The 21,336-nt window shown below is 50.6% G+C and carries 17 protein-coding genes; 8 read left to right on the top strand and 9 right to left on the bottom strand.

Annotation, left to right across the window (positions count from 1 at the left end):
• Positions 1–11: 11 nt before the first annotated feature.
• The 6 genes from DXXMK7_RS13495 to fliF are packed head-to-tail and all read right to left on the bottom strand — an operon-like array spanning position 12 to position 6,590.
• Positions 12–1,334: a flagellar hook-length control protein FliK gene (locus DXXMK7_RS13495; protein WP_038919554.1), complete on the bottom strand. Its 1,323-nt coding sequence runs from the start codon at positions 1,332–1,334 to the stop codon at positions 12–14.
• Between the two features lie 2 nt (positions 1,335–1,336).
• Positions 1,337–1,777, bottom strand: a complete 441-nt coding sequence (gene fliJ / locus DXXMK7_RS13490; protein ID WP_038919553.1) for a flagellar export protein FliJ — start codon at positions 1,775–1,777, stop codon at positions 1,337–1,339.
• Between the two features lie 8 nt (positions 1,778–1,785).
• Positions 1,786–3,156, bottom strand: coding sequence for a flagellar protein export ATPase FliI (fliI, locus tag DXXMK7_RS13485; protein ID WP_038919552.1), 1,371 nt, complete (start codon positions 3,154–3,156; stop codon positions 1,786–1,788).
• Entirely contained in the window at positions 3,156–3,911 is a 756-nt protein-coding gene (gene fliH, locus DXXMK7_RS13480; RefSeq protein WP_123130512.1) for a flagellar assembly protein FliH, read from the bottom strand. Before fliH ends, fliI begins: the two co-directional genes overlap by 1 nt.
• Positions 3,886–4,878 carry a flagellar motor switch protein FliG gene (fliG, locus tag DXXMK7_RS13475; protein ID WP_013318489.1) on the bottom strand — a complete coding sequence of 331 codons (993 nt, stop codon included), beginning with the start codon at positions 4,876–4,878 and terminating at the stop codon, positions 3,886–3,888. The genes fliH and fliG overlap by 26 nt, the downstream gene beginning before the upstream one ends.
• The gene (gene fliF / locus DXXMK7_RS13470; protein WP_038919551.1) at positions 4,875–6,590 is read right to left on the bottom strand and encodes a flagellar basal-body MS-ring/collar protein FliF; all 1,716 of its coding nucleotides are present in this window, start codon (positions 6,588–6,590) and stop codon (positions 4,875–4,877) included. Before fliF ends, fliG begins: the two co-directional genes overlap by 4 nt.
• Positions 6,591–6,922: 332 nt before the next feature.
• On the opposite strand from fliF, the gene fliE reads away from it, so the two are divergent.
• On the top strand, positions 6,923–7,237 hold the full coding sequence (gene fliE / locus DXXMK7_RS13465; RefSeq protein WP_038667944.1) for a flagellar hook-basal body complex protein FliE: 315 nt from the start codon (positions 6,923–6,925) through the stop codon (positions 7,235–7,237).
• Between the two features lie 195 nt (positions 7,238–7,432).
• On the opposite strand, the gene fliT is transcribed toward fliE, so the two are convergent.
• The 3 genes from fliT to fliD all read right to left on the bottom strand — a co-directional run bounded on the left by fliT (position 7,433) and on the right by fliD (position 9,766).
• Complete coding sequence (gene fliT / locus DXXMK7_RS13460) at positions 7,433–7,795, bottom strand: flagellar protein FliT (protein ID WP_038667946.1); 363 nt, start codon at positions 7,793–7,795, stop codon at positions 7,433–7,435.
• The gene (gene fliS, locus DXXMK7_RS13455) at positions 7,795–8,205 is read right to left on the bottom strand and encodes a flagellar export chaperone FliS (RefSeq protein WP_038919550.1); all 411 of its coding nucleotides are present in this window, start codon (positions 8,203–8,205) and stop codon (positions 7,795–7,797) included. Before fliS ends, fliT begins: the two co-directional genes overlap by 1 nt.
• Positions 8,206–8,308: 103 nt before the next feature.
• Positions 8,309–9,766, bottom strand: coding sequence for a flagellar filament capping protein FliD (fliD, locus tag DXXMK7_RS13450; protein ID WP_049842389.1), 1,458 nt, complete (start codon positions 9,764–9,766; stop codon positions 8,309–8,311).
• A gap of 755 nt (positions 9,767–10,521) precedes the next feature.
• On the opposite strand from fliD, the gene DXXMK7_RS13445 reads away from it, so the two are divergent.
• From DXXMK7_RS13445 to DXXMK7_RS13415, 7 genes are all read left to right on the top strand, one after another.
• The gene (locus DXXMK7_RS13445; protein WP_038667952.1) at positions 10,522–11,364 is read left to right on the top strand and encodes a flagellin; all 843 of its coding nucleotides are present in this window, start codon (positions 10,522–10,524) and stop codon (positions 11,362–11,364) included.
• 227 nt (positions 11,365–11,591) lie between these two features.
• Positions 11,592–15,035: a methyltransferase regulatory domain-containing protein gene (locus DXXMK7_RS13440; RefSeq protein ID WP_050570001.1), complete on the top strand. Its 3,444-nt coding sequence runs from the start codon at positions 11,592–11,594 to the stop codon at positions 15,033–15,035.
• A gap of 128 nt (positions 15,036–15,163) precedes the next feature.
• Positions 15,164–16,288 (top strand): DegT/DnrJ/EryC1/StrS aminotransferase family protein, encoded by a 1,125-nt coding sequence (locus DXXMK7_RS13435; protein ID WP_038921034.1) that lies wholly within the window; start codon positions 15,164–15,166, stop codon positions 16,286–16,288.
• An 88-nt stretch (positions 16,289–16,376) separates the two neighbouring features.
• On the top strand, positions 16,377–17,558 hold the full coding sequence (locus DXXMK7_RS13430) for an acetyl-CoA carboxylase biotin carboxylase subunit family protein (protein ID WP_049842390.1): 1,182 nt from the start codon (positions 16,377–16,379) through the stop codon (positions 17,556–17,558).
• Complete coding sequence (locus tag DXXMK7_RS13425; RefSeq protein ID WP_038919548.1) at positions 17,555–18,685, top strand: Gfo/Idh/MocA family protein; 1,131 nt, start codon at positions 17,555–17,557, stop codon at positions 18,683–18,685. The genes DXXMK7_RS13430 and DXXMK7_RS13425 overlap by 4 nt, the downstream gene beginning before the upstream one ends.
• Positions 18,686–18,770: 85 nt before the next feature.
• Positions 18,771–20,201, top strand: a complete 1,431-nt coding sequence (locus DXXMK7_RS13420; RefSeq protein ID WP_038919547.1) for a hypothetical protein — start codon at positions 18,771–18,773, stop codon at positions 20,199–20,201.
• A gap of 377 nt (positions 20,202–20,578) precedes the next feature.
• Positions 20,579–21,301 (top strand): RNA polymerase sigma factor FliA, encoded by a 723-nt coding sequence (locus DXXMK7_RS13415; RefSeq protein WP_013318476.1) that lies wholly within the window; start codon positions 20,579–20,581, stop codon positions 21,299–21,301.
• The last annotated feature ends 35 nt before the right edge of the window (positions 21,302–21,336 follow it).

The following is a 21,336-nucleotide window of genomic DNA, read 5'->3' as shown; positions in this document are numbered from 1 at the left end:
TAACTTCTTCATTAGGCAAAGATATCGACGCCATTAATACCTGTTGCCATTGACTGCAGCTGTGCCGGTACCGCCAGCGGTTCAACTTCGGCGGCGGTATGCTCGGATTGGCCGAATTGCTGCTGATAAGACGAGGCGTTGCCGCCGCCGTTACCATTGGCGTTGCTTGCCACTTGCTGCTGTGACTGCTGCCAACTGCTGGCATCCGACCCTACACTGCTCTGCCCCAGGTTGATACCGCTCTCGGCCATCGCGCTGCGCAGGTGGGGGAGGGCGGACTCCAGTGCGGAACGCACCTGGCTGTTACCGGAAACCAGGTGAATTTGCGCCTGATTATCTTCGATTTTCAGCATGATATGCAGTGAGCCCAACTCTTCCGGGTGAAGTTTCAGCTCAGCGGTCTGCTGCCCGTTACGGCTAAACATCACGACCTGCTGACCCAGCGCATCATTCCACTGCTGAGTACCCAGCGGCGCGTTGATCTGGCTGGTTACGTGCTGGGCTGCGGGTTGCGTTGGCGTGGCGTTGCTGGCGAACAGCGACGACAGCGTCTGCAATGACGAGTTGGCGCTGGCATCGGTCGGTGCCGATGCGGCTATCGGATTACTGGCGCTGTCTTCCTTACGGGATGTCAGCAGAGTGCTATCTTTGGACTGGTCAACTGCCTGCAATCCGGTATTTTTGGCCGCGGCAGAGGTGCTCACGGCAGTCAGGGATGATGCTGTCGAGCTATCCGTTGTTGCGGATGCTTTCAGTGCAAAATCGCCTTGTGACGATGAATCGCCGGTTTTTGCCGAACCCAGCAACGAACTCAACACGCTGTTGTCGGTCTTGCCGTTTTTCAACTCACTCAATCCATCGGATAAAGACGGGTTGGACGCCGTGCCTTCAGTTGCCGCTTTTGTCTGCGCCGTAGTTTGTACCGGAATCATGGCAAACAACGCTTGCATAGCCAGCGCATCGGTATCAGTCGCTTTCTCGTCCTTTGCACTGACTTTCTTCTGAGCCTTGGCCAGCAGCGATTCAAGGGAATTGCCTGATTGCAAGTCAGCCAGCGTCAACGTCCCTTTAGTCAAGGCGCCCAGAATGGCATTCAATTCGTCACTGTTTGCTTCAATGCCGCTTTTTGCCAGTGCGTCTTTGAAATCGGCGCTTTCCTGATCGCTGATAATGGTTTTTTTGGCGGACTGTGCCGTTGACAGTTTCTGCGAGAGCAACTGAACAAAATTTTCCGGTAGCTGGTCTTTGCCCAGCAGCGCAAGTAAGGAATTCCCCTGAGGCGCAGTTGTGCTTGCATCAGTCGTTGTGGTGATCGGCATTGCTGGCAAGTTCATAATTATGTTTTCCTCATTGATGCGCGTTGGGCGAATTCATCCATCCGCTTTTGTTCCAGGCGATTTTCGTGCGCCAGCATTTTAGTCTGTTCACGCTGTTGCAATGTACTAAATGCATTCAGTCGCTGCTGCTTTTCCTGCCAGGCTTTCATCGCCTGATTCAAACGAGAAGTCCAATTTAATAACTGATGCTGGTGCTGCTCAATCGCTTTTTCCAGAGTCAAAATAAATTGCTGATAATTTTGCCAGGAGGTATTGGCCATGCCTTCGGTCATTGAGTCATTAAGCCGCTGGCGATAATCATCATGGTAACCTAACAACGCATTAAGTTGCTGTTCAGCCTGCAAATAGGCTTTTTGTACCTGACCCAGATGCGTTGTCGCAGCATCGACCTCTTTTTGGGCCAAATCACGCAGCATGACGAAGGTAGATTGAGTTCTCATTCACCCTCCTACCGATTATACGGGAAAATGTTATCCAGTGCCTGACAGGCTTCCTCAAATGAGCTTCGCTCAAACATTCCCTGCTGCAAAAAATGTTGCATCTGCGGATAAAGCTGTATTGCCCGATCAAGCAGCGGGTCGCTACCGGCGGCATAAGCGCCGACATTAATCAGATCGCGGTTGCGCTGATAACTGGATAACGACTGCTTGAATTGCCTTACCGCAGAATAATGGTTTTCATCTATCAACGCCGTCATCGCACGGCTAATAGACGCTTCGATATCAATAGCCGGATAATGTCCGGACTCTGCCAATTGGCGGGACAGCACGATATGGCCGTCCAGAATGGCGCGAGCCGAGTCGGCGATCGGGTCCTGCTGGTCATCGCCTTCGGTCAGCACCGTATAAAACGCGGTGATTGAACCGCCGCCGGAAATACCGTTGCCCGCACGCTCTACCAGCGCAGGCAATTTGGCGAAAACCGAAGGCGGGTAACCTTTGGTTGCCGGCGGTTCGCCAATCGCCAGTGCGATTTCACGTTGAGCCATCGCATAACGCGTCAGCGAATCCATAATCAACAATACATGATGACCACGGTCGCGGAAATCTTCTGCGATGCGCGTAGCATAAGCTGCGCCCTGCATACGCAGCAGGGGAGAGACATCCGCCGGGGCGGCGATCACCACAGAGCGCGCAAGCCCTTCGGTGCCGAGAATGTTTTCAATGAAGTCTTTAACTTCGCGCCCACGTTCCCCGATCAGGCCGACTACGATCACATCGGCTTGAGTATAGCGCGCCATCATTCCGAGCAGCACACTTTTACCAACACCGGAACCGGCGAAAAGCCCCATACGCTGACCACGGCCCACCGTCAGCAATGCGTTGATGGCACGCACGCCGACATCCAGAACGTGTTCAATCGGCGTACGCTGGAGCGGGTTGAACGGCGCGGTCACCAGTGGCGCGGTGTAGCCGGTATCAGGCGCAGGAAAACCATCCAACGGTTTGGCGCTGCCATCCAGTACGCGGCCCAGCAATGCCGGACCCAGCGGTAGCTGCTTGCCCTGACTGCTGCCGGAAAGACCAACGCGTTCATAGACCCGGGCTCCCGGGATGATCCCTTCGACTTCTTCAAGCGGCATCAGAAATAGTTTCTGGCCGTTAAAACCGACGACTTCGCTTTCCACTTCGTCAACCTGATTGCCGTTCTGACGTTCAATCAGGCAGGTCGAACCCAGCGGCATGTGCAGGCCGGTCGCCTCAAGCACCAATCCCGTCGCACGCGTCAGCCGTCCATAACGGCGTATTGCAGGCGTATTGGCGATACGCTTTTCAAACGTATCAATAGAAGAGAGCCAACGGGAAAGACGCACAGTCATCAGAGTTCTCCCGGTGCTGCCAGTCGGCAAAGTTCATGCCAGCGGGTGGCAATGCTGGCGTCCAGATCCCCTTCTTCGGCGCTGACTTTGCAGCCTCCGGGATGCAATTGGTTATCTGCCAACAACCGCCAGCCGTGAAGGCTGAGGGTAGGGCCGAGGTGTTGTTCCACCCGATCCAGGTCCGATGGGTGCACACGCAATTGCGGCTTACCGCTGAACATGGGTTCCTGCTGGATCAACTGCTGTATTTGCCCCATTAGCGCAGTGCCGTCACAAACCGGCGACTGACCAATTACCTGCTTGGCGGCGGTTAAGGCCAACTGCATCAGGCGTGAGACAATGACGCTGTCCAGAGCGTCCAGCGTTTGCTGGAATTCATTGACCATCTGTTGCATCTGGGCAATAACCGGTTGCTGCTGCTGAGCCGCATCCTGTAAACCCTGCTGTGTGCCGGTCTGGAGTCCGTCCTGATAACCGGCGGCGTAACCCTGTTGCTTGCCTTCGGCAAACCCGTTTTCCCGCGCCTGCTGCAGCACCTGTTCGCGCAGGGTTGCCAGATCATCCTCCGACTGCTGAAAATCAGACATGCCGAAGACGTCGTTGTCTCCCGGTTGCGCCGACGGCGAAGCCGGAGAGGACGATGCCGACGTCCCCACATCCGCGACAGCGGGTGTGGGGGCGGAAAGGTCATCCAGTTTCCACGGCTGCCAGTCAAGATTGCTGGAAGAATTAGACAAACGCGTCATCACCACCACCGATAATCATTTCGCCGCTGTCTGCCAGTCGACGTACAATGAGCAAAATGGCTTTCTGTTCGTTTTCCACCTGGGACATACGTACCGGGCCACGAGTTGCCAGGTCGTCGCGCAGGATTTCCGCCGCACGCTGCGACATGTTACGCAGGAACTTCTCGCGCAGCGGCTGTTCGGCACCTTTCAGCGCGATCAGCAGAGACTCGGATTCCACTTCCTGCAGCAGACGCTGGATACTGCGGTCGTCCACTTCCACCAGGTTTTCGAACAGGAACATTTCGTCGATAATTTTCTGTGCCAACTCGCCATCGAATTCGCGTACGGCATCGATAACCGCTTCTTCGTGCTGCGTTTTCATCAGGTTGATGATCTCTGCCGCAGTACGAACACCACCCATCTTGCTGCGTTTGAGGTTTTGACCGTCCAGCAGCCCGTTAAGTACTTCGGTCAGTTCCGCCAGAGCGGACGGTTGCACCCCGCCGAAGGTGGCGATACGTAGCATAACGTCATTACGCATGCGCTCGTCGAAGTGAGCCAGAATATCCGCCGCCTGTGCGCGTTTGAGGTGCACCAGGATGGTGGCGATAATCTGCGGGTGCTCGTCGCGGATAAGGTCGGCGGCGCTTTGCGGCTCCATAAAGTTGAGCGTTTCCATACCGGTAGAGGTTTCCTTGCTTTCAAGGATATCTTCCAGCAGGCTGGAGGCACGCTCTTCACCCAATGCCTTGACCAGGACAGAACGAAGGTATTCGCCGGCATTCACACCTAACGCCGCATACTGCTCAGCCTCAATATCAAACTCGCGCAACACTTCCAGCAACTCAGACTGAGAGACCTGTTTCATGTTGGCCATCGCAGTACTGAGATGCTGCACCTCGCGGGTTGAGAGGTGCGTAAAAACTTCTGCCGCACGGTCTTCACCGATAGTCATCAATAAGACGGCGCTCTTTTCTGTACCTGTCAGACTCATAGTTCGTTACTCATCCAGTGGCGGATTACCAGCGCGACGACGCGAGGATCATTTTCGGCCAGTTCACGGATACGCTGACTGTGCATTTCTGCATGGGCCCGCTGCTCGGATTTCCGATGCAATTCTTCTTCCATCGTGCTGAGCGTGACGGTGACATCCGCATCCTGACCGCGCAACGAGGCGGCCGCTTCGGCTGCTTCCTGCAACTGCGCACGTCTCTGCAACTGCGGACGCACCAGTTTACGATACAGAATCCAGCCAACAATCAGTACCAGCAGCCAGCGGCCTACTTCGGTCAGCAGATCGAAGAACACCTGTTTCTGCCAGAAGGGCAGTTCGCCGCCAGTGGCGTCTGTAATGGTGAACGGTGTATTAACCACGTTCAGGGTATCACCGCGGTCACCGGAGAATCCCATGGATTCACGAACCAGCGCTTCGATTTTCTTCAGTTGTTCATCATTGAGCGCTGCCGGCTTGCCGTCCTCGCCCTGCGTGTAGTTAACCACGACAGCGACAGACAAACGCTGAATATTGCCGGTGTTTTGTTTGGTGTGCCGAATGGTGCGATCAACTTCATAGTTGATCGTCTGATCGTGGCGGCTGTTGTAGGTTTGATTGGCCGCGTTGCCGGCAGAAGATGTCTGGTTATTGGTTCCCGCCGCGTTAGCATTGGCGTTGTTGGCATTGTTCGCGTTATTAGCGTTATTTGCCGGCGGGGTAGAAATGGGCGCGGTCGGCGCCGGTGTCGGTGTATTCGATAATGCGCCAGGTACGCCGCCTACGTTAGGACCACCGCGCTGATCGCTCTGACTGGTTTGCTGAGAGCGCACCGCAGCCTGATTCGGCGTCTGGTTAGGTTGATACTGTTCATCAGTCTGTTCGCGGCTGGCGAAGTCGATCTGGGCGGTGACTTGCGCATGGACATTGCCTGCGCCGACCACAGGCGTCAGAATTGCTTCAATCCGGCGCTGGTAATTGCTTTCGACTTCATTGGCATACTTCAGTTGCGCGGCATTGAGGTCGCGCCCAGAACTGTCATTTTGCGTCAGCAGTTTACCGGTCTGGTCAACGACGGTGACCTTGTCGGCCGGCAGGCCTGCTACGCTGCTGGAAACCAGGTAGGTAATGGCGCTAATCTGGCTATCGTCAAGCGCCCGGCCCGGTTGCAGAGTAACGGTAACTGCGGCGGAAGGGGATTTCTGTTCGCGCACGAACAGCGACGGCTTGGGAATGGCCAGATGTACGCGTGCATTCTGGATCGGCCCCAGGGTTTCCATGGTTCTCGCCAGTTCGCCTTCCAGCGCGCGTTGATAGTTGATCTGCTCGCTGAACTGGCTGATGCCGAATTTTTCCTGGTCAAGCAGTTCAAAGCCAACAGCACCGCCTTTCGGTAACCCTTGCTGGGCGAGCTTCAGACGGGTTTCATAAACCTTGTCCGACGGGATCATGATGGCCGCGCCGCTTTCGGTGAAGCGGTAAGGGATATTCATTTTGCCCAGTTCGGAGACAACACTACCGCCATCACGTTCATTGAGGTTGGTGTACAGCACCCGATAATCGGGGCCGCGAGCCCACAATGACAGGGCGACAACAATCGCAATAGTTGCAGCGGAAGCAATCAGTAACGGGATTTTAGGGTTGGCACGCAAACGGTTGAGTATCTCGCCAAAGCTTTTCCCACCGGTTGCGGCGCCGGATGTTAAGGCGTTCATACTCTATCTCTGCCTGGTTGCTGAACGATATGGGTAACGTTGTAACGTAACAAAACAGAACTCCCTGATTGCGCAATCATAAAAACTCATCGCCTACATTTACCGGCATGCCATTATTTTCCGTTACGCAAAATTTGATGGGTCGATAAGCTGGCATTTTTAATGTCATTTATACGATTTACTACCTTATGGATATGGTAGCGTATTGAACCTGTAAAGAGATGTATGTGAAATAAACGGCGCTGATGGCGCAGTTCGTTTGCTACATATACATATGTTTATCATTTATTTGGTTTTTATATCATTCTCAATCTTTAGTTGAGGAAACAGGCATGTCTATTCAGGGTATCGACGCGGTATTGCAGCAGATGCAGATTACCGCAACCAAAGCGGCCGGTGGATCGGATTCCAACGTTGCGTCCCAGTCTGGTTTTGCCGGCGAGCTGAAAGCTGCGCTCGAAAAAATCAACGAAACACGGACGCAGGCACAGACGCAGGCTGAAGCATTTACGTTGGGCAAGCCGGGGGTCGCTCTGAATGACGTCATGGTTGACAACCAGAAGGCCTCTATTGCTTTGCAAATGGGGGTTCAGGTGCGCAATAAACTGGTCTCGGCTTACCAGGAAGTCATGAATATGACGATATAATCGGCAAGCAGAACGCTGCCCGGTTATATCTGCTTTTTATTGATTGTGATATCGGATGATTGTTGTATTCGGCAAACATCCCGAGACAAGGGGGAATGACCAACGGTTATTCCCCCTGATTTTTGCCTGATTTTTTTGAAGTAAAAAGAGCCCGTTCTGGGAAGTGTCAGGGCTCGTCTACAGGAACAGTGTTAATCAGGGCTGCGGTTTTCCCGGAAGTATATCGTTGGAGAACTCGGCATAAGTGTTGTTAATCGATTTTTGATTCTGTGACTGCTGGATGAGCACCGCCAGCTCCTGCATTCTGTTCTGCAGCAGCTCTTTCACCTGTGATTCCGTATCCAGTATGTCCTGAAGAAGCTGCCGGAACTGTAATTGCACAGTGCTGGGAATATTGGCAGGAACGGTAATCTGACTGATTCTCTCTATTGACTGGATATAAACTATTTCCTGTTCAACAACATCATCCCATAATCCATTAAGCGCCATGGCCTTGATATTTCGGATGAGTTTGAGTAACCCCTGATACTCAATTAGTAATGGAGAGAGGTTTTCCATTAGCGCGTTTCCGTCGTTGGTTGATAACCAGGTCCAATTTGTTTCCAGGCATCCGCAATATTACCGAGGAGAGCCTCCACTTCTATGATTGCCTGCAAATCGTTATTGATATTGGCATGCAATAACCGACGCACCATGTAATCGTAAAGATCGGAAAGGTTCTCTGCCAGCTCGCCACCTTTTTCCATATCCAGTCCGAGTTTCAACCCATTACTGATAATATCGATGGCTTTGGAAAGGGCATTCCCTTTTCCGACGATGTCATTCTGTTCAAGAAGAATTCTTGCCCGGACAAGCGCGCTCTTGGTACCGTCAAACAGCATAACAATCAGTTGATGCGGACTGGCGCTCATTACCGCGCTTTCCACACCCACTTGAGCATACGCCTGACTGACATTCTTTCTATACATGACCATGCGTTGGATAACCGATTAACAATAAATAAAAAGGTAATAATATTCGTGACTGTATGACGTGCGGTAAATCCCGTCACGTCATACATTCCTGGCTTAGTTAGCTCGAACTACTACTGGTTTTGTTAAACTGCTGCGTCAGGTAAGTACTGGTTGAATTTAGTTTGGCCAGCAAGGTATTGAGCTGAGCAAACTGGGTCTTATAACGCGCCATTGTAGAATCGATGCCATTCTGAATGCTTTCGATTTGCTTAGTTAATGAAGCCTGATTGGTCTTAATGCTGCTTTGGGCGGATTTTATCAGGCCATCGCTAGAGTCCAGCGTCTGAGTCAGGTACTTTCCTGCCTGAGTTGCAAATCCGGTGGTGGTGCCGTTGCCGACAAAGAACTGTGTCACGCTGCTGGAGCTGGTTTTCAGCGTACTTTCCAGCTTGGTGGTATCGACGGTTAGTTTACCGCTATTTGTCGGATCTTGAGTAATCCCCAAATCAGCCATAATGTGCAGAGAACCACTACTGCTTTGGAAGTTACTCAGCAAACCCTGCAACTGCCGCTGGACGGTGCGGATAGTTCCATCACCAACCAGCGCGCCATTGCTTGACGATTGGCTACCACTGGCCTTTTCGGTCGAGCTTGGCGCGGTGTAGTTGGTCTGCGCTTTAATGACATCCAGCACGTTATTATAAGCGCTGACCCATGTCTGAACCGCTTTCTCGGTATTGGTGATATCCGATGATACGGTCAGTGTTTCCGCTGTAGTGCTGGAAGACGTTGATTTAAGATTCAACGTTACGCCGCTGATAGCGCTACTCACGGTGTTGCTCTGACTGGTGACGGACATGCCGTTCAGCGTGAACGTCGCATCTTTAGCTGCGACCTGTTCAGTAAAACTGCCCAACGAGCTGGAAAGCGAACCGCTGACTGAAATGGTCATAGCGGATTGCGTACCGGTATCTTTTGCCGTCAGCATCAAATAATTACTGGTACCGTTATTAATGATACTGGCACTGACGCTGCCGCCGGCATTGTTGATAGCATCACGGATATCATTTAATGATGTTTTGTCATCGGTCAGTGTAATTTTCAGCGGCGTAGTCTGACTGGCCTGAGTAATCGTGATCGTGCTGCTGGTGCTGGAGGTTCCCCCTGATACCAGAGCGGTCGAGGCGCTGCTGAAACCACCAGAAATCTGTGACTGAGCCTGAGCAAGCTGGCTGACGGAAATGCTGTAGGAACCGGCAACCGCACTACTGTTAGTGGTTGCGCTGAATGAAGTGTTGGTGCTGGTCACTGCAGTTGAAGTGATCGTCTTCATGTTCTGCAGCGTCGTTGTGGCGCTCTGCAGGCTCTTCATCGCCGCTTCAACCGCGCTGTAGGCCGTTGCCTGCGCGCTTAACGAAGTTTGTTTGTTGGTGTACGGTGTCAGTTTTTGGCTTTCAGCGGATTGCAGCTTGGTCAGTAATCCGCTCAAGTCCAGTGATCCACCACTTGTTGTTGTAGCCAGGCTCAAACCTACCGATGAAATGTAGTCTGCGGTACTGCTAACCGTCGTAGCCATAGAGATACCCTTCCGTTTAAATTGTGAACTGACAGTCTTATCGGCACTGTATACGAAAAGTTTACAGACGTAATGTAAATTTCAGCGTAATCGTTATCCTCCGTGATTTCCATCGCGCCTGAACCGTCTGCGGGATTCTATCCCGGCACGATACGTATGATGCCGGGATCAACAGCTGTAATCGGGCGTTTTTCGGCTTGCCGAAGGCATTGAGTGTGTCGCCAGTATCCGTTTGGCTGGCGGGATGTTCAGCAGCTTATGGCAGCGTATCCACGCGTTGGATGCCCATGATCTAACCACATGACTGTGTTATCGACCGAGTATGTCGGCTCGCCTGCGATGAAACCTTTATCGCGTCTTGCCAGTAAGCCTGGGCAATGCGCCAGATACCTTATTTTATGAAGTATAGAGAGAGAATGAAGCGGGCGCTTTTCATTCGTCATCCGCCATCGCGCTGCCTATAGCCGACGCATGATGTCTGATAAGCACGGTGTCGAACGCCGCCTTTCCTGCCTCGCTACATTTTATAGCAGGCTGCTGAATATAGAATGACCGGTTCTCACATTTCCTGCAAGTTGCCGCCTTTCCTTATATTCTCCTTGCCGTAAGTGTCGGCCTGACTGGTTTTTTCCGGGGTATACGAAAAATTCAAAAAAAACTAAAGGTTGTTTTACCCCGGCCGATACAGTTAGTGACGGTGATGACACCGGGGGCAACAGCCCATCCCCATTAATAGAGATGAAAGGAATATAATTATGGCAGTCATTAATACTAACAGTATGTCGCTGTTGGCCCAGTCCAACCTGAACAAATCACAATCTTCCCTGCAGACTGCTATCGAACGTCTGTCCTCTGGCCTGGCTATCAACAGCGCCAAAGACAACGCAGCGGGTTCTGGTATCGTTAACGGCATGACCGCTCAGATTCGTGGTCTGACCCAGGCTTCCAAAAACGCCAACGACGGTGTGTCTCTGGTACAGACCGCTGAAGGTAACCTGAACACCATCAACGACAACCTGCAGCGTATCCGTGAGCTGGCCGTACAGGCAGCGAACGACACCAACGGTACTAACGACCGTACTGCTATCCAGACTGAAATCAACCGTCGTGTTGACGAAATCAACCGTGTTGCTGCCAGCGCGAACTTCAACGGCAAAGCGCTGCTGGACGGCACTGTTACTGCTACTGGCTTCAACATTCAGGTTGGTTCTGGCACCACTGCTAACGATGCCATCTCCGTGGGTAGCTCTGCACTGATCAACGCCACCTCTGGCGGCTTGGGTATCACAACTTCCAATACCGACGTATCTACAGCTGCAGGCGCTACTGCGCTGGTTGCTGCGATTGATACTGCTCTGCAGACCATCAACACCGCTAAGGCGAACATCGGTGCGACTCTGAACCGTTTCCAGTCTACCATTGACAACCTGAGCAACACCATCAACAACCTGAGCAGCGCACGTAGCCGTATTCAGGATGCTGACTACGCGACCGAAGTATCCAACATGAGTAAGGCACAGATTCTGCAGCAGGCTGGCACTTCTGTACTGGCTCAGGCTAACCAGGTACCGCAGACTGTTCTGAAACTGCTGCAGTAATCTCTGTTCACGCAGTGATGAATTCAGAAACCAACCCTTCGGGGTTGGTTTTTTTATTTTGTGACACAGCCGGGATAAATAAATTAATCAGAATAAAAATCGGCTTCTTAAGCGACGAAATAGGGAAGTTATAATTTGATGCTCAGGGGATTGGTGAAAAGGGTTTTCTTATATACTACAGACAATTTTATCTCCGCATAAAGTATTGAAGGAAATTCCTTGTGACCATGCCAGATACACAACCTTTAGCGAATAATGACGACCTGGGTGAAGATACTGGTAAAACTCCATTGAGTTCGATGGCCCCTCCCGTTCCTTACACCGCACCTTTCCATCTGCAAGCCACCGCACATCTGTATGGCATCGAATCGGCTGCGCCGGAAAATGCGCGCGTACTTGAGATAGGGTGTAAGGATGGCGGCAATTTGCTGCCTTTTGCGCTGGCGAATCCACAGTCGCAGTCTGTCGGGATCGATCTTGATGCGGAGCAAATTGAAAAAGGCAGTGCGCTGATAAAACAGCTGGAACTGGACAATATCGCGTTATTCGCCCTGGACCTCGAATCTCTGCTGGCTTGCGATCCTGGGAAATTCGATTACATCATTATCCACGGTCTGTTCAGTCTTATTGGTGGTGAGACGCGGGAAGCGCTGCTGCGTTTCTGCAGCGAGCACCTGACCGCGGAAGGTATCGTCTGCTATTGCTACAACACTTATCCAGGGTGGAAGACCGGCGAGATCCTGCGGGACGCCATTCAGCTTCACAGCAGTCTCGCCAATGATGAAAAGACGGCACAATCCAGCGCCCGCGCGATGCTGACCTACCTGTCTTTGGGAACGTCTCCGGATAACCCCCAGAATGCGGCGCTGAAAACCTTTATTGAACAAGCTGAAAAACAGTCCGATGTGGATTTTGCGCTGCATTATCTGCAGGGGCTGAACCAGCCTTGTTACTTCGTTGATTTCTATTCACAGATTACCCAAACCGGCTTTGCCTATGTCGGCGATGTTCGCGCCTACACAGAACTGGCGGGGCACTACGGCGAGCAGGTTTCGCGCTTGCACGAGACGATTTGCCCTGAAAATACCACCTATCTGCGCCAGCAATACCTCGACTTCGCCGTTAACCGTTCTCAGCGATTCAGCATATTGGTCCCGCAGGAAAGGTCCGGGGCGATTCTGCCTGAGCCTGATCTTGCAAAACTAATGGACTTCAATTGGGCAGGTAATTTTCAGCGTGTCAGAGCGGATGACGATAGGACGTTGAATGCCCACACGTCCGGTACCGGTGAAACCATCAGCACGGAAAACCCGGTGGTATTAAGTATTCTGGATGTATTGGGGGAGGCCTGGCCAGCCAGTTTGACCCTGGATCAATTGGTCTTTAATACCCAACTGCCGGAACAAGAGGCGGAGAATCATCGACAGAATGTACTGGACGCGTTAAAGAACTTGTTTGTGAAAGGGATCAGCGGTATCTACACGCGGATAGGAAATTGTACTTACCGAAACAGTCGGCATAAGACGCTGACCGGGTTGCCCGGTATTGCCACGACCGATTTGGCATTCAATTTCTGGCATGAGCCGGTGTCGCTTGATAGTAACGAACGGCAGTTCCTGCAACAGCTGTCATCATCGCCCCTGAATAAGGATAAGGCGTTTTACAGCCAGCTCTGGGCGCTGCGTAATAAAGGCGTGATATGGGGAACGCCACGCGCGTGGCGAGACTATTTGCAGGAAGCGATCGTGACGGCGGATGCCGGACAGGTTGCTGTTTATATTCAGTCGCTGGTGATGTACACCAGTGAAACCAATGCCGGCGGCTTTGTTGAACCGGAAAAATCATCGGCGCATAAAAAGAATAAACCGCAGGATAGAAAACCACTCAACCGGAAAGTGTACGAAGAGATTGATCGGCTAACCGCGCTGGGGCAGTTTGCCGAGGTCAGAAAAAAAGCGGAAGAGATTATCAGTACCTATCCCGATAACCTGTGGGTTTGGTATCCCTTCGTGAATACTTATGTCCGTACCAGTGATTTTGATGGTGCGCTGAGCATCATTACCAGAGCAATCGCCCTGATGCCTTTCAACTGGGATTTTTATGTTGATCTGGCGGTATGCTTCTGGAAAAAGAACGAACTGCATCAAGGCATGGCGCTGACCAGAAAAGTATTGCGTTGTGATAAGCAAAAAGGGCTGGCGTGGGATACGCTGGCCGTTTTGTTGAATATCACCCATAACCTGGATTCAGCGTTTAAATGCATGGAGAAGGCGCTGCAGATTGAACCAGAAAATCCGAATTTTATCAGTCATATGGGAATGGTTTGCCATAATCTGGGGCGAAAGGACGCTATTCAGTACCACCGTAAAACCATTGAGTTGATGCCCCAGGCGTTTCATCTGTACAGTAACCTGTTGCTGGGGTTGTCCCACGATGTCAACGTGACGCCACAGGCGCAGTTTCAAGAGCACCTGGTATTCGGTAAGCGCGTGGAAGAAGCGGCTGAGCGCTATCATTGCCAGTTTACCTATTCCCTTGATAAAGCAGCCCAGCGCCCACTGCGCATTGGTTTTATTTCCGGCGACTTTGGCAACCATCCGGTGACGAATTTTCTGGAGCCGATCTGGAATTCGCTTGATCGAAGCGCGTTCTCGCTTTATGCCTACTCAAGTTTTCAACGTAACGATGAGAAAGCCGAGAGCCTAAAACAGACCGCAGCCGGCTGGCATGATGTCGACAAGATGGGCGACCTGGAACTGGCGAAGCTCATTAATAAAGATGAAATCGACATCCTGATCGATCTATCTGGGCATACGGCTTATAACCGGTTGCCGGCGCTGGCGCTGAAACCCGCACCAATCCAGATGACCTGGATTGGTTACCCAGGAACAACGGGAATGCGTGCCATTGATTATATTTTGTTGGATGAGCATTTCCTTGTGGAGAGTGGTCTGGATGAGTATTTGATAGAAAAGCCTATTAGTATGCCATCGATAAAATTCTTTGAGCCTGATAAAGACAGCCCTGACGTTAATGAATTGCCCGCCTTGAACAATGGTTATCTGACTTTTGCCAGTTTCAATCGCCCACAGAAGATTTCTGACGAAAACCTCACATCGTGGGCAAAAATTCTGGTTGCATTGCCTACTTCCCGATTGATTATGGGATATATGACGGGGCAGGAAACGATAGATTATTTGCGCAATAAGCTGCTTGAGTTAGGTGTCAGGGATGAACAGTTAGCATTCCGCATGCGGACTGGCTTAAAAGAATATCTGAGAATGCATCATGAGGTGGATATTCTTTTAGATACTTATCCGTATACCGGTGGAACGACGATCGGTCATGCTTCCTGGATGGGGGTACCTGTCTTGACGCGTGAGGGAGATTCTATGGCATCAAGGCAAGGTGGTGTAATTATGCGAATTCTGGGACTGGATGAATTCATCGCGCGAGATGACGATGAATTGATAGAAAAAGCTCGGTACTGGAGTCACTCGCTGGATAAGCTGAGCGAAATCCGGGCCGGAATGCGTGGCATTATGACCACCAAAATTAGCTCTGTGGATTCACCATCCATATATTTTGAAAACGCAATGCGCCGGGCATGGCAAATATATTGTGCCGGCGATGCTCCTCAGGCATTCCGTATAAGTTCAGAGAGCAAGTAAAGATTCGAGAGATAACGATTGCTTTATATCGTATTGGATGGCATCTGGGTCTGTCATCTGATTGAGAAAAAGCGAAAATTGTATTTGAAAATACTGCGTAGCGACATAAGCGCAAGGACAGGTGAATGATGAGCAAGAACATCTACGTAACGAGCCCTTTACTGCCTCCGCTTGATGAATTTATGCCCTATCTGGAAAAGATATGGGATAACAAATATCTGACGAACGGCGGGCCTTTTCACCAGCAGCTTGAACAAGCGCTGGCTGAGTATCTGGGCGTCAAGCATCTGTCTTTATTCACCAACGGCACGCTGGCGCTGCTGACGGCGCTACAGGCGCTGCGCATCACCGGCGAAGTTATCACCACGCCTTATTCGTTTGTAGCGACGTCTCACTCGTTATTGTGGAATAACCTCAAGCCTGTCTTTGTCGATATCGATCCGGTTACCTGCAACCTGGATCCCAAAAAGATTGAAGAAGCGATTACGCCGCTCACGTCCGCCATTCTGCCTGTCCACTGTTATGGTATTCCCTGCGATGTTGATCGGATCCAGAACATTGCGGATGTTTATGGCCTGAAGGTGATTTATGACGCCGCACACTCTTTCGGCGTGAAAAAAGATGGCGACAGTATTCTGAATTATGGCGATCTCTCGATTCTAAGTTTCCACGCGACCAAGGTGTTCAACACCATTGAAGGCGGCGCCATTATTTGTCCCGACGTAAAAATGAAGAAACGGATCGATTATCTGAAAAACTTCGGCTTTGCGGATGAAACCACCGTGGTCGCCCCCGGCATTAACGGCAAAATGAACGAAGTGCAGGCGGCGTTTGGTTTGTTGCAACTGAATTATATCGATCAGGCGCTGGAAGACAGAAAACGCATTTATCGCTATTACCGCGACGGACTGGCGCAGATTAATAGCATCAGGACGTTGAGCGTGCCGGATTCAATTGACTGGAATTATGCCTATTTCCCGCTTTTTGTTAATGATTACTCGTTCGATGTGCGCGAGAAACTGTATGACGCCTTGAAAGAGCACGGCATCATGTCGCGCCGGTATTTCTACCCGTTGATCAGCAGCTTCCCGATGTACCGCGGTCTTGGCAGCGCGAGCGCCGAGAATTTGCCGGTGGCGACCGACATCGCCAACGCTGTGTTATGCCTGCCCATTTATCCAGGCCTGGAAACCGGCGATCAGGACCGCATCATTGAGATTATTGGGCGTACGTTGAGTGAAAACGTGCGTTAAGTGACAGGCTTGCTCTCGCCCCAGGGGGGAGTGCGCGTTCCCTGTCGCAGCGGGGAGCCTGAGAAAATATTGGTAACAGAGAATGGATATGTCGACTATAGATGCCTTAATGCTTGATGCGGGTTTTTCTGCGCTGCCGCTGCTGGAAGCGTGCCTGGAACAGGGCGTTGCGATTGGTGTGTGCAGCGGTAAACCCGGCGATCCTGGTCATATCCGGGCAACCCGGTCGATTGTCGAAGATTATTCGGACAAAGAGGCCATTCTCGGCATTGTCAGAAAAGAAAATATTAAGGCTATTTTGCCCGGCGTGACGGATGTTTCTTATGAAACCGGCGCCTGGGTCGCGGAATCGCTGGGCATGCCCGGTTTCGATTCGGTTGAGACAACGGCGATCCTGCTGAAAAAGGATGCGTTCCGTGCTTATGCGCAGCGTAAAGGACTGCCGATTCCTAAAGCGGTGCGTGACATTGAATCGGTGGGGCAACTGTCGTACCCGATTCTGGTCAAGCCAGTCGATGCTTATAGTGGCCGCGGCATTACTCAGGTTCAGCGCGAGCAGGATATTCTGCCGGCTTACCAGTCGGCCGCGTCGGCATCGGTAAGCGGTCAGGTGGTGATAGAAGAGTTCAGGCAAGGCTCGCTGCACAGCCATTCGGCGTTTATTCGTAACGGCGAGATTGTCTGTGAGTTCTTTGTTGATGAATATTGCACGGTCTACCCTTATCAGGTGAACAGCAGTTGTGTTGCTCATCAAATGAGTGAAACGCTGAAAAATGCCGTCAGTGACTGCATCAACAGCATTGTCGCCGACCTGAAGTTATGCGATGGCCTGCTGCATACGCAATTTATCGCCAATGGCGACGATTTTTGGCTGATTGAACTGACCCGGCGTTGCCCGGGCGATTTATATTGCCAGCTGATTCGTTATTCCACCGATATCCCCTATGCGGAATATTTTGTGGCGCCTTTTTTGTCACTGTCGTCGACATTCGCCAATAAGCGGCCGGCAGCCCGCCATTATGTCGCCAGACATACCGTATCGGTGTCTGAAAAAACGATCTTTAACGCGCTGCGTTATCACCAGTTGCCTGGTGAGTTACTGGAGAGTGTCGTGCTGAAAAAAAGCGGCGAAGTGCTAAATCCGGCGCCAGGCGATCGCGCTGCCGTTGTGTTTATGACCTTCGATGAAGAAGCCGCGTTGCTGAAAAGTACCGTGAACCTGAAAAATCACCTGGTGGTGAGCCACTCTTTTCTGGGGAAAGAGAAATGAAAAGCATGACAAACAACGGTGAGGCATTAAAAGTCGGGTTCATCGGCGGAGGCATTAATTCGGCAATCGGTGAAACGCACAAGATTGCTTCGCAGATGGATGGTCACTTCGAACTGGTATCAGGTTTTTTCAGCCGCCATGATGACATCAATCAGCAAACCGCCACCAGTTGGGGAATTCATGAAGACCGCGTGTACCGCGATTTGACCGGATTTTTGCAGGCGGAAGCCAGTAAACTGGATGCGGTTATCATTCTGACGCCGACGCCGACGCATAAAGATATTGTGATTGCCTGCATTGAGCATCAACTGCCGGTTATCTGTGAGAAGTCGCTGGCAACCAGCGTAGAGGAAGTGGCCGAGATTCAGCATGCGCTGGAACAAATGAACGGGACTCTGCTGGTCACTTTCAATTATTCCGGTTACCCGATGGTCAGAGAGCTGAAACAGCGGATCGCCGATGGCGAGCTGGGCCAAATCAGGCAGGTCATGGTTGAAATGCCTCAGGAAGGTTTTCTGCGCCATGTGAAGAGCGGGGCGGTGCCGCGCCCGCAGGACTGGCGTCAGCATGACGGCGTGATCCCTACCGTGTCGCTGGATTTGGGGGTGCATGCCCATCAGATGGTGGATTTCATCATCGGCGAGCAGGCGCAGGATGTGTATGCGGTGCACCATCGGTTCGGTGAGATCCCGGACGTGGTGGATACGGTTCACTGCATCTCTGGCTACACCAATCAGGTAGTGTGCAATTATTGGTACACCAAAGCGGCGCTGGGTTACCGCAACGGGCTGCGTATCCGGGTTTATGGCAGCAAAGGATCGGCTGAATGGTTGCAGATGGACCCTGAGCATTTGAAACTCAGTAATATCAACGGCGTCTCCTATGTGATCGACAGAACGCATCCGGATAACCTGATCGCATCTCAGCCACGGTACAACCGGTTTAAAGCCGGCCACCCCGCCGGATTTATTGAAGCGTTTGCCAATTACTACGAGGACATCGCTTCTTATCTGAAAGAAGGCGCGTGCGAGTATGTGTTTGGCGCCGATGTTGCGATGCGCGGTATTCGTTATCTCCAGGCCGCCGCCGCCAGCGCGTATTCTGGCGAGCGAGTAACACTACCGTAAGAACCACATATTACGTCCATATAGTGCTTTTTACGCCATATGGTTGATAGTCTCAGTACAGAAAAACCTTTTTAGAAGGCTATTTATGAAGAATTACATGCATATGAGATCCGCGCATCAATATTATCGCGATGTGTTTAGTCGAGAAATTATGCTTGGTGATGTTGGCGATCTTCCGAAAGATATGGTGATTGATTTAATTGGCAAAAGAAGCTGTAATTTTTATTTGTTGAACAAGAAGTTGGCTGATAGTCCAAGTAATTTGCCTGAAGCGCAGGATAAAGCACTTAGGTTAATGTTGCAGACCATTGCGTTGTCTAATCTGGCATTCGATGATAAATGGGGCGGACAACAAGTTCAGTTACCTCCCGATTATGTAGAGGGTATCGTCAATTCACTTATTGATGTTATCAATCTGGCTCCGAACCTGGAGTATTTGGTCGCATCGATACAAGTTTTATTCCGTGTGGGCGCGGTAGAGCATGCTATTACTTTGATAGAAAGTAACTTTTCGTTATTGGTTGATGTGCCTGTTGTCTTCAAGATTTTATTACTTACCTGTATTCTCGAAGAGAACTATGAGTACGCATTTCTTCTTGTTAAGAAGATGTCTGAAAATTCGTACTTAATCGGCGAAGATCCACTGGCATTGCTGATGATAGTTACGACCGTATTTAAAAATGGTGGTTATCCAAATAGTTATATTGATTTCACATCTCTCATTTCAGAAAAAATCCAATTACCTTATGAGAGTTATAAATGGCTACTACATAAAGACAACAAGAATGATAAGCCTACGGTTTTGGTTTCCTGTGATGTAAAATATTACCATCAGCATGCCATTTATTTGTTATATTCATTATATGAAACAAATAAAGATAGCTTGAATGTTCACATCCATGTTTATGATATCGATGATGAAACATTTAATGACATTAAGGAGAAAAAACGGCAATTCCCAGAGCTGAATATTTCTTGCTCAATGGAGGTCGTTGGGAATGTCCCTGGGGTAAATGTTCACTATGCATCGAGACGGTTTATTTTTGCCAGCTATTTGTTATCTATAAACGAAGGACCATTATTGATTCTGGATGCGGATTGTCTGGTGAGGAAGAACTGGAGCTTAATCGAGCATTCTATTGATTTATCAGGTGATATACTGATTACGAAAGATGATAACTCCCCATTCTGGGAGAAAGTATTCGCAGGCTTTGTCTATCTTAAAGGTGGGGAGCTGTCAACAGCGTTTATTGATAAAGCTGCACGCTTTATCTGGGATAATCTGAACAAAAATAACGTTGTTTGGTTTTTGGATCAGGTCGCGCTTTCTGCCGCGGTGGATGAGATACCCGCTATGCATGATATTTCAAGGATAGACTCGACCTCGGCATGTGACGTCAATCACAGAGAAAACTCATTCGCCTGGGTGGTGACGACTATCAAGGATGCGCAAAATCGCTATTCGGAATATAAAGATTATCTTGTTGAAAAATATGGCAATAAGCTTAATGGCTAAAATTGACTGAGCAGTAGGAATAAGGTGCCAGTGGGATGGTGCCTTATTCCTCAGCCATATTTTATTATGCTGATTATCCGATACGGCGGTTTATCAGCGTAAGCATCTGCAAACAGGCTGATTCTCTTCCGTCGTCATGACTATTATTGTATTAATAGTTTCTTGCATTATCAGTCAATAACTGTACATCACAAAAATGGCTGACTCTGACCGAGGGAAGGTACCCACCTTACGCTATAGCGGCTACAATATTCAGAAATGGGAATCCGGTTGCATATCTGAAAAAAGCCTTTTTTCTACACCTATTCTGCCGATTGCCATAGTATGCTAAACGCATAATGTTGCTGAGCACCTTAATTTTATAGGTATTTATCACTGTGAGCGAACTGTATACCGCTGAAGGCACAATGGATAAAAATTCATTATGGAAGCGCTATGTTCCCCTGGTGCGCCATGAAGCCTTACGCTTACAGGTTCGTCTTCCGGCAAGCGTCGAGCTCGATGATCTCCTGCAAGCGGGGGGCATTGGGCTGCTCAGTGCCGTAGAACGTTATGATTCGTTGCAGGGCACGGCATTCACCACCTATGCCGTGCAACGTATTCGTGGCGCGATGCTGGATGAGCTGCGCAGCCGGGACTGGGCGCCGCGCAGTGTCAGGCGTAACGCCCGGGAAGTCGCTCAGGCAATGCAACAGGCTGAACAGTCACTCGGCCGGGCTCCTACCGAACAGGAAGTAGCCCAAACCCTGAATATCTCGCTGGAGGAGTATCGCCAGATTCTTCTGGATACCAACAATAGCCAGTTGTTTTCTTACGATGAGTGGCGGGAAGAGCATGGGGATAGCGCTGAGGCGTTACTGGAAGGAAATGAAGAAGCCAATCCGTTAAATCAACTGATGGACGTGAATTTACGCCAGCGAGTGATGGACGCGATTGAGAGCCTACCAGAGCGAGAGAAAATGGTGTTGACCCTCTATTACCAGGAAGAACTTAACCTAAAGGAGATTGGGGCGGTTCTGGAAGTCGGGGAGTCGCGCGTTAGTCAGTTGCATAGCCAGGCGATAAAGCGTCTGCGTGCGAAATTAATGAGTGACGTTTAATTTTGGAGCGCGCAGATATGTAGTTGTACCCACAC

Origin of the sequence: Dickeya sp. MK7, assembly GCF_000406305.1 — a bacterium.
GTDB lineage: Bacteria > Pseudomonadota > Gammaproteobacteria > Enterobacterales > Enterobacteriaceae > Dickeya > Dickeya fangzhongdai.
This window is presented reverse-complemented; position numbering and strand designations above follow the sequence as displayed.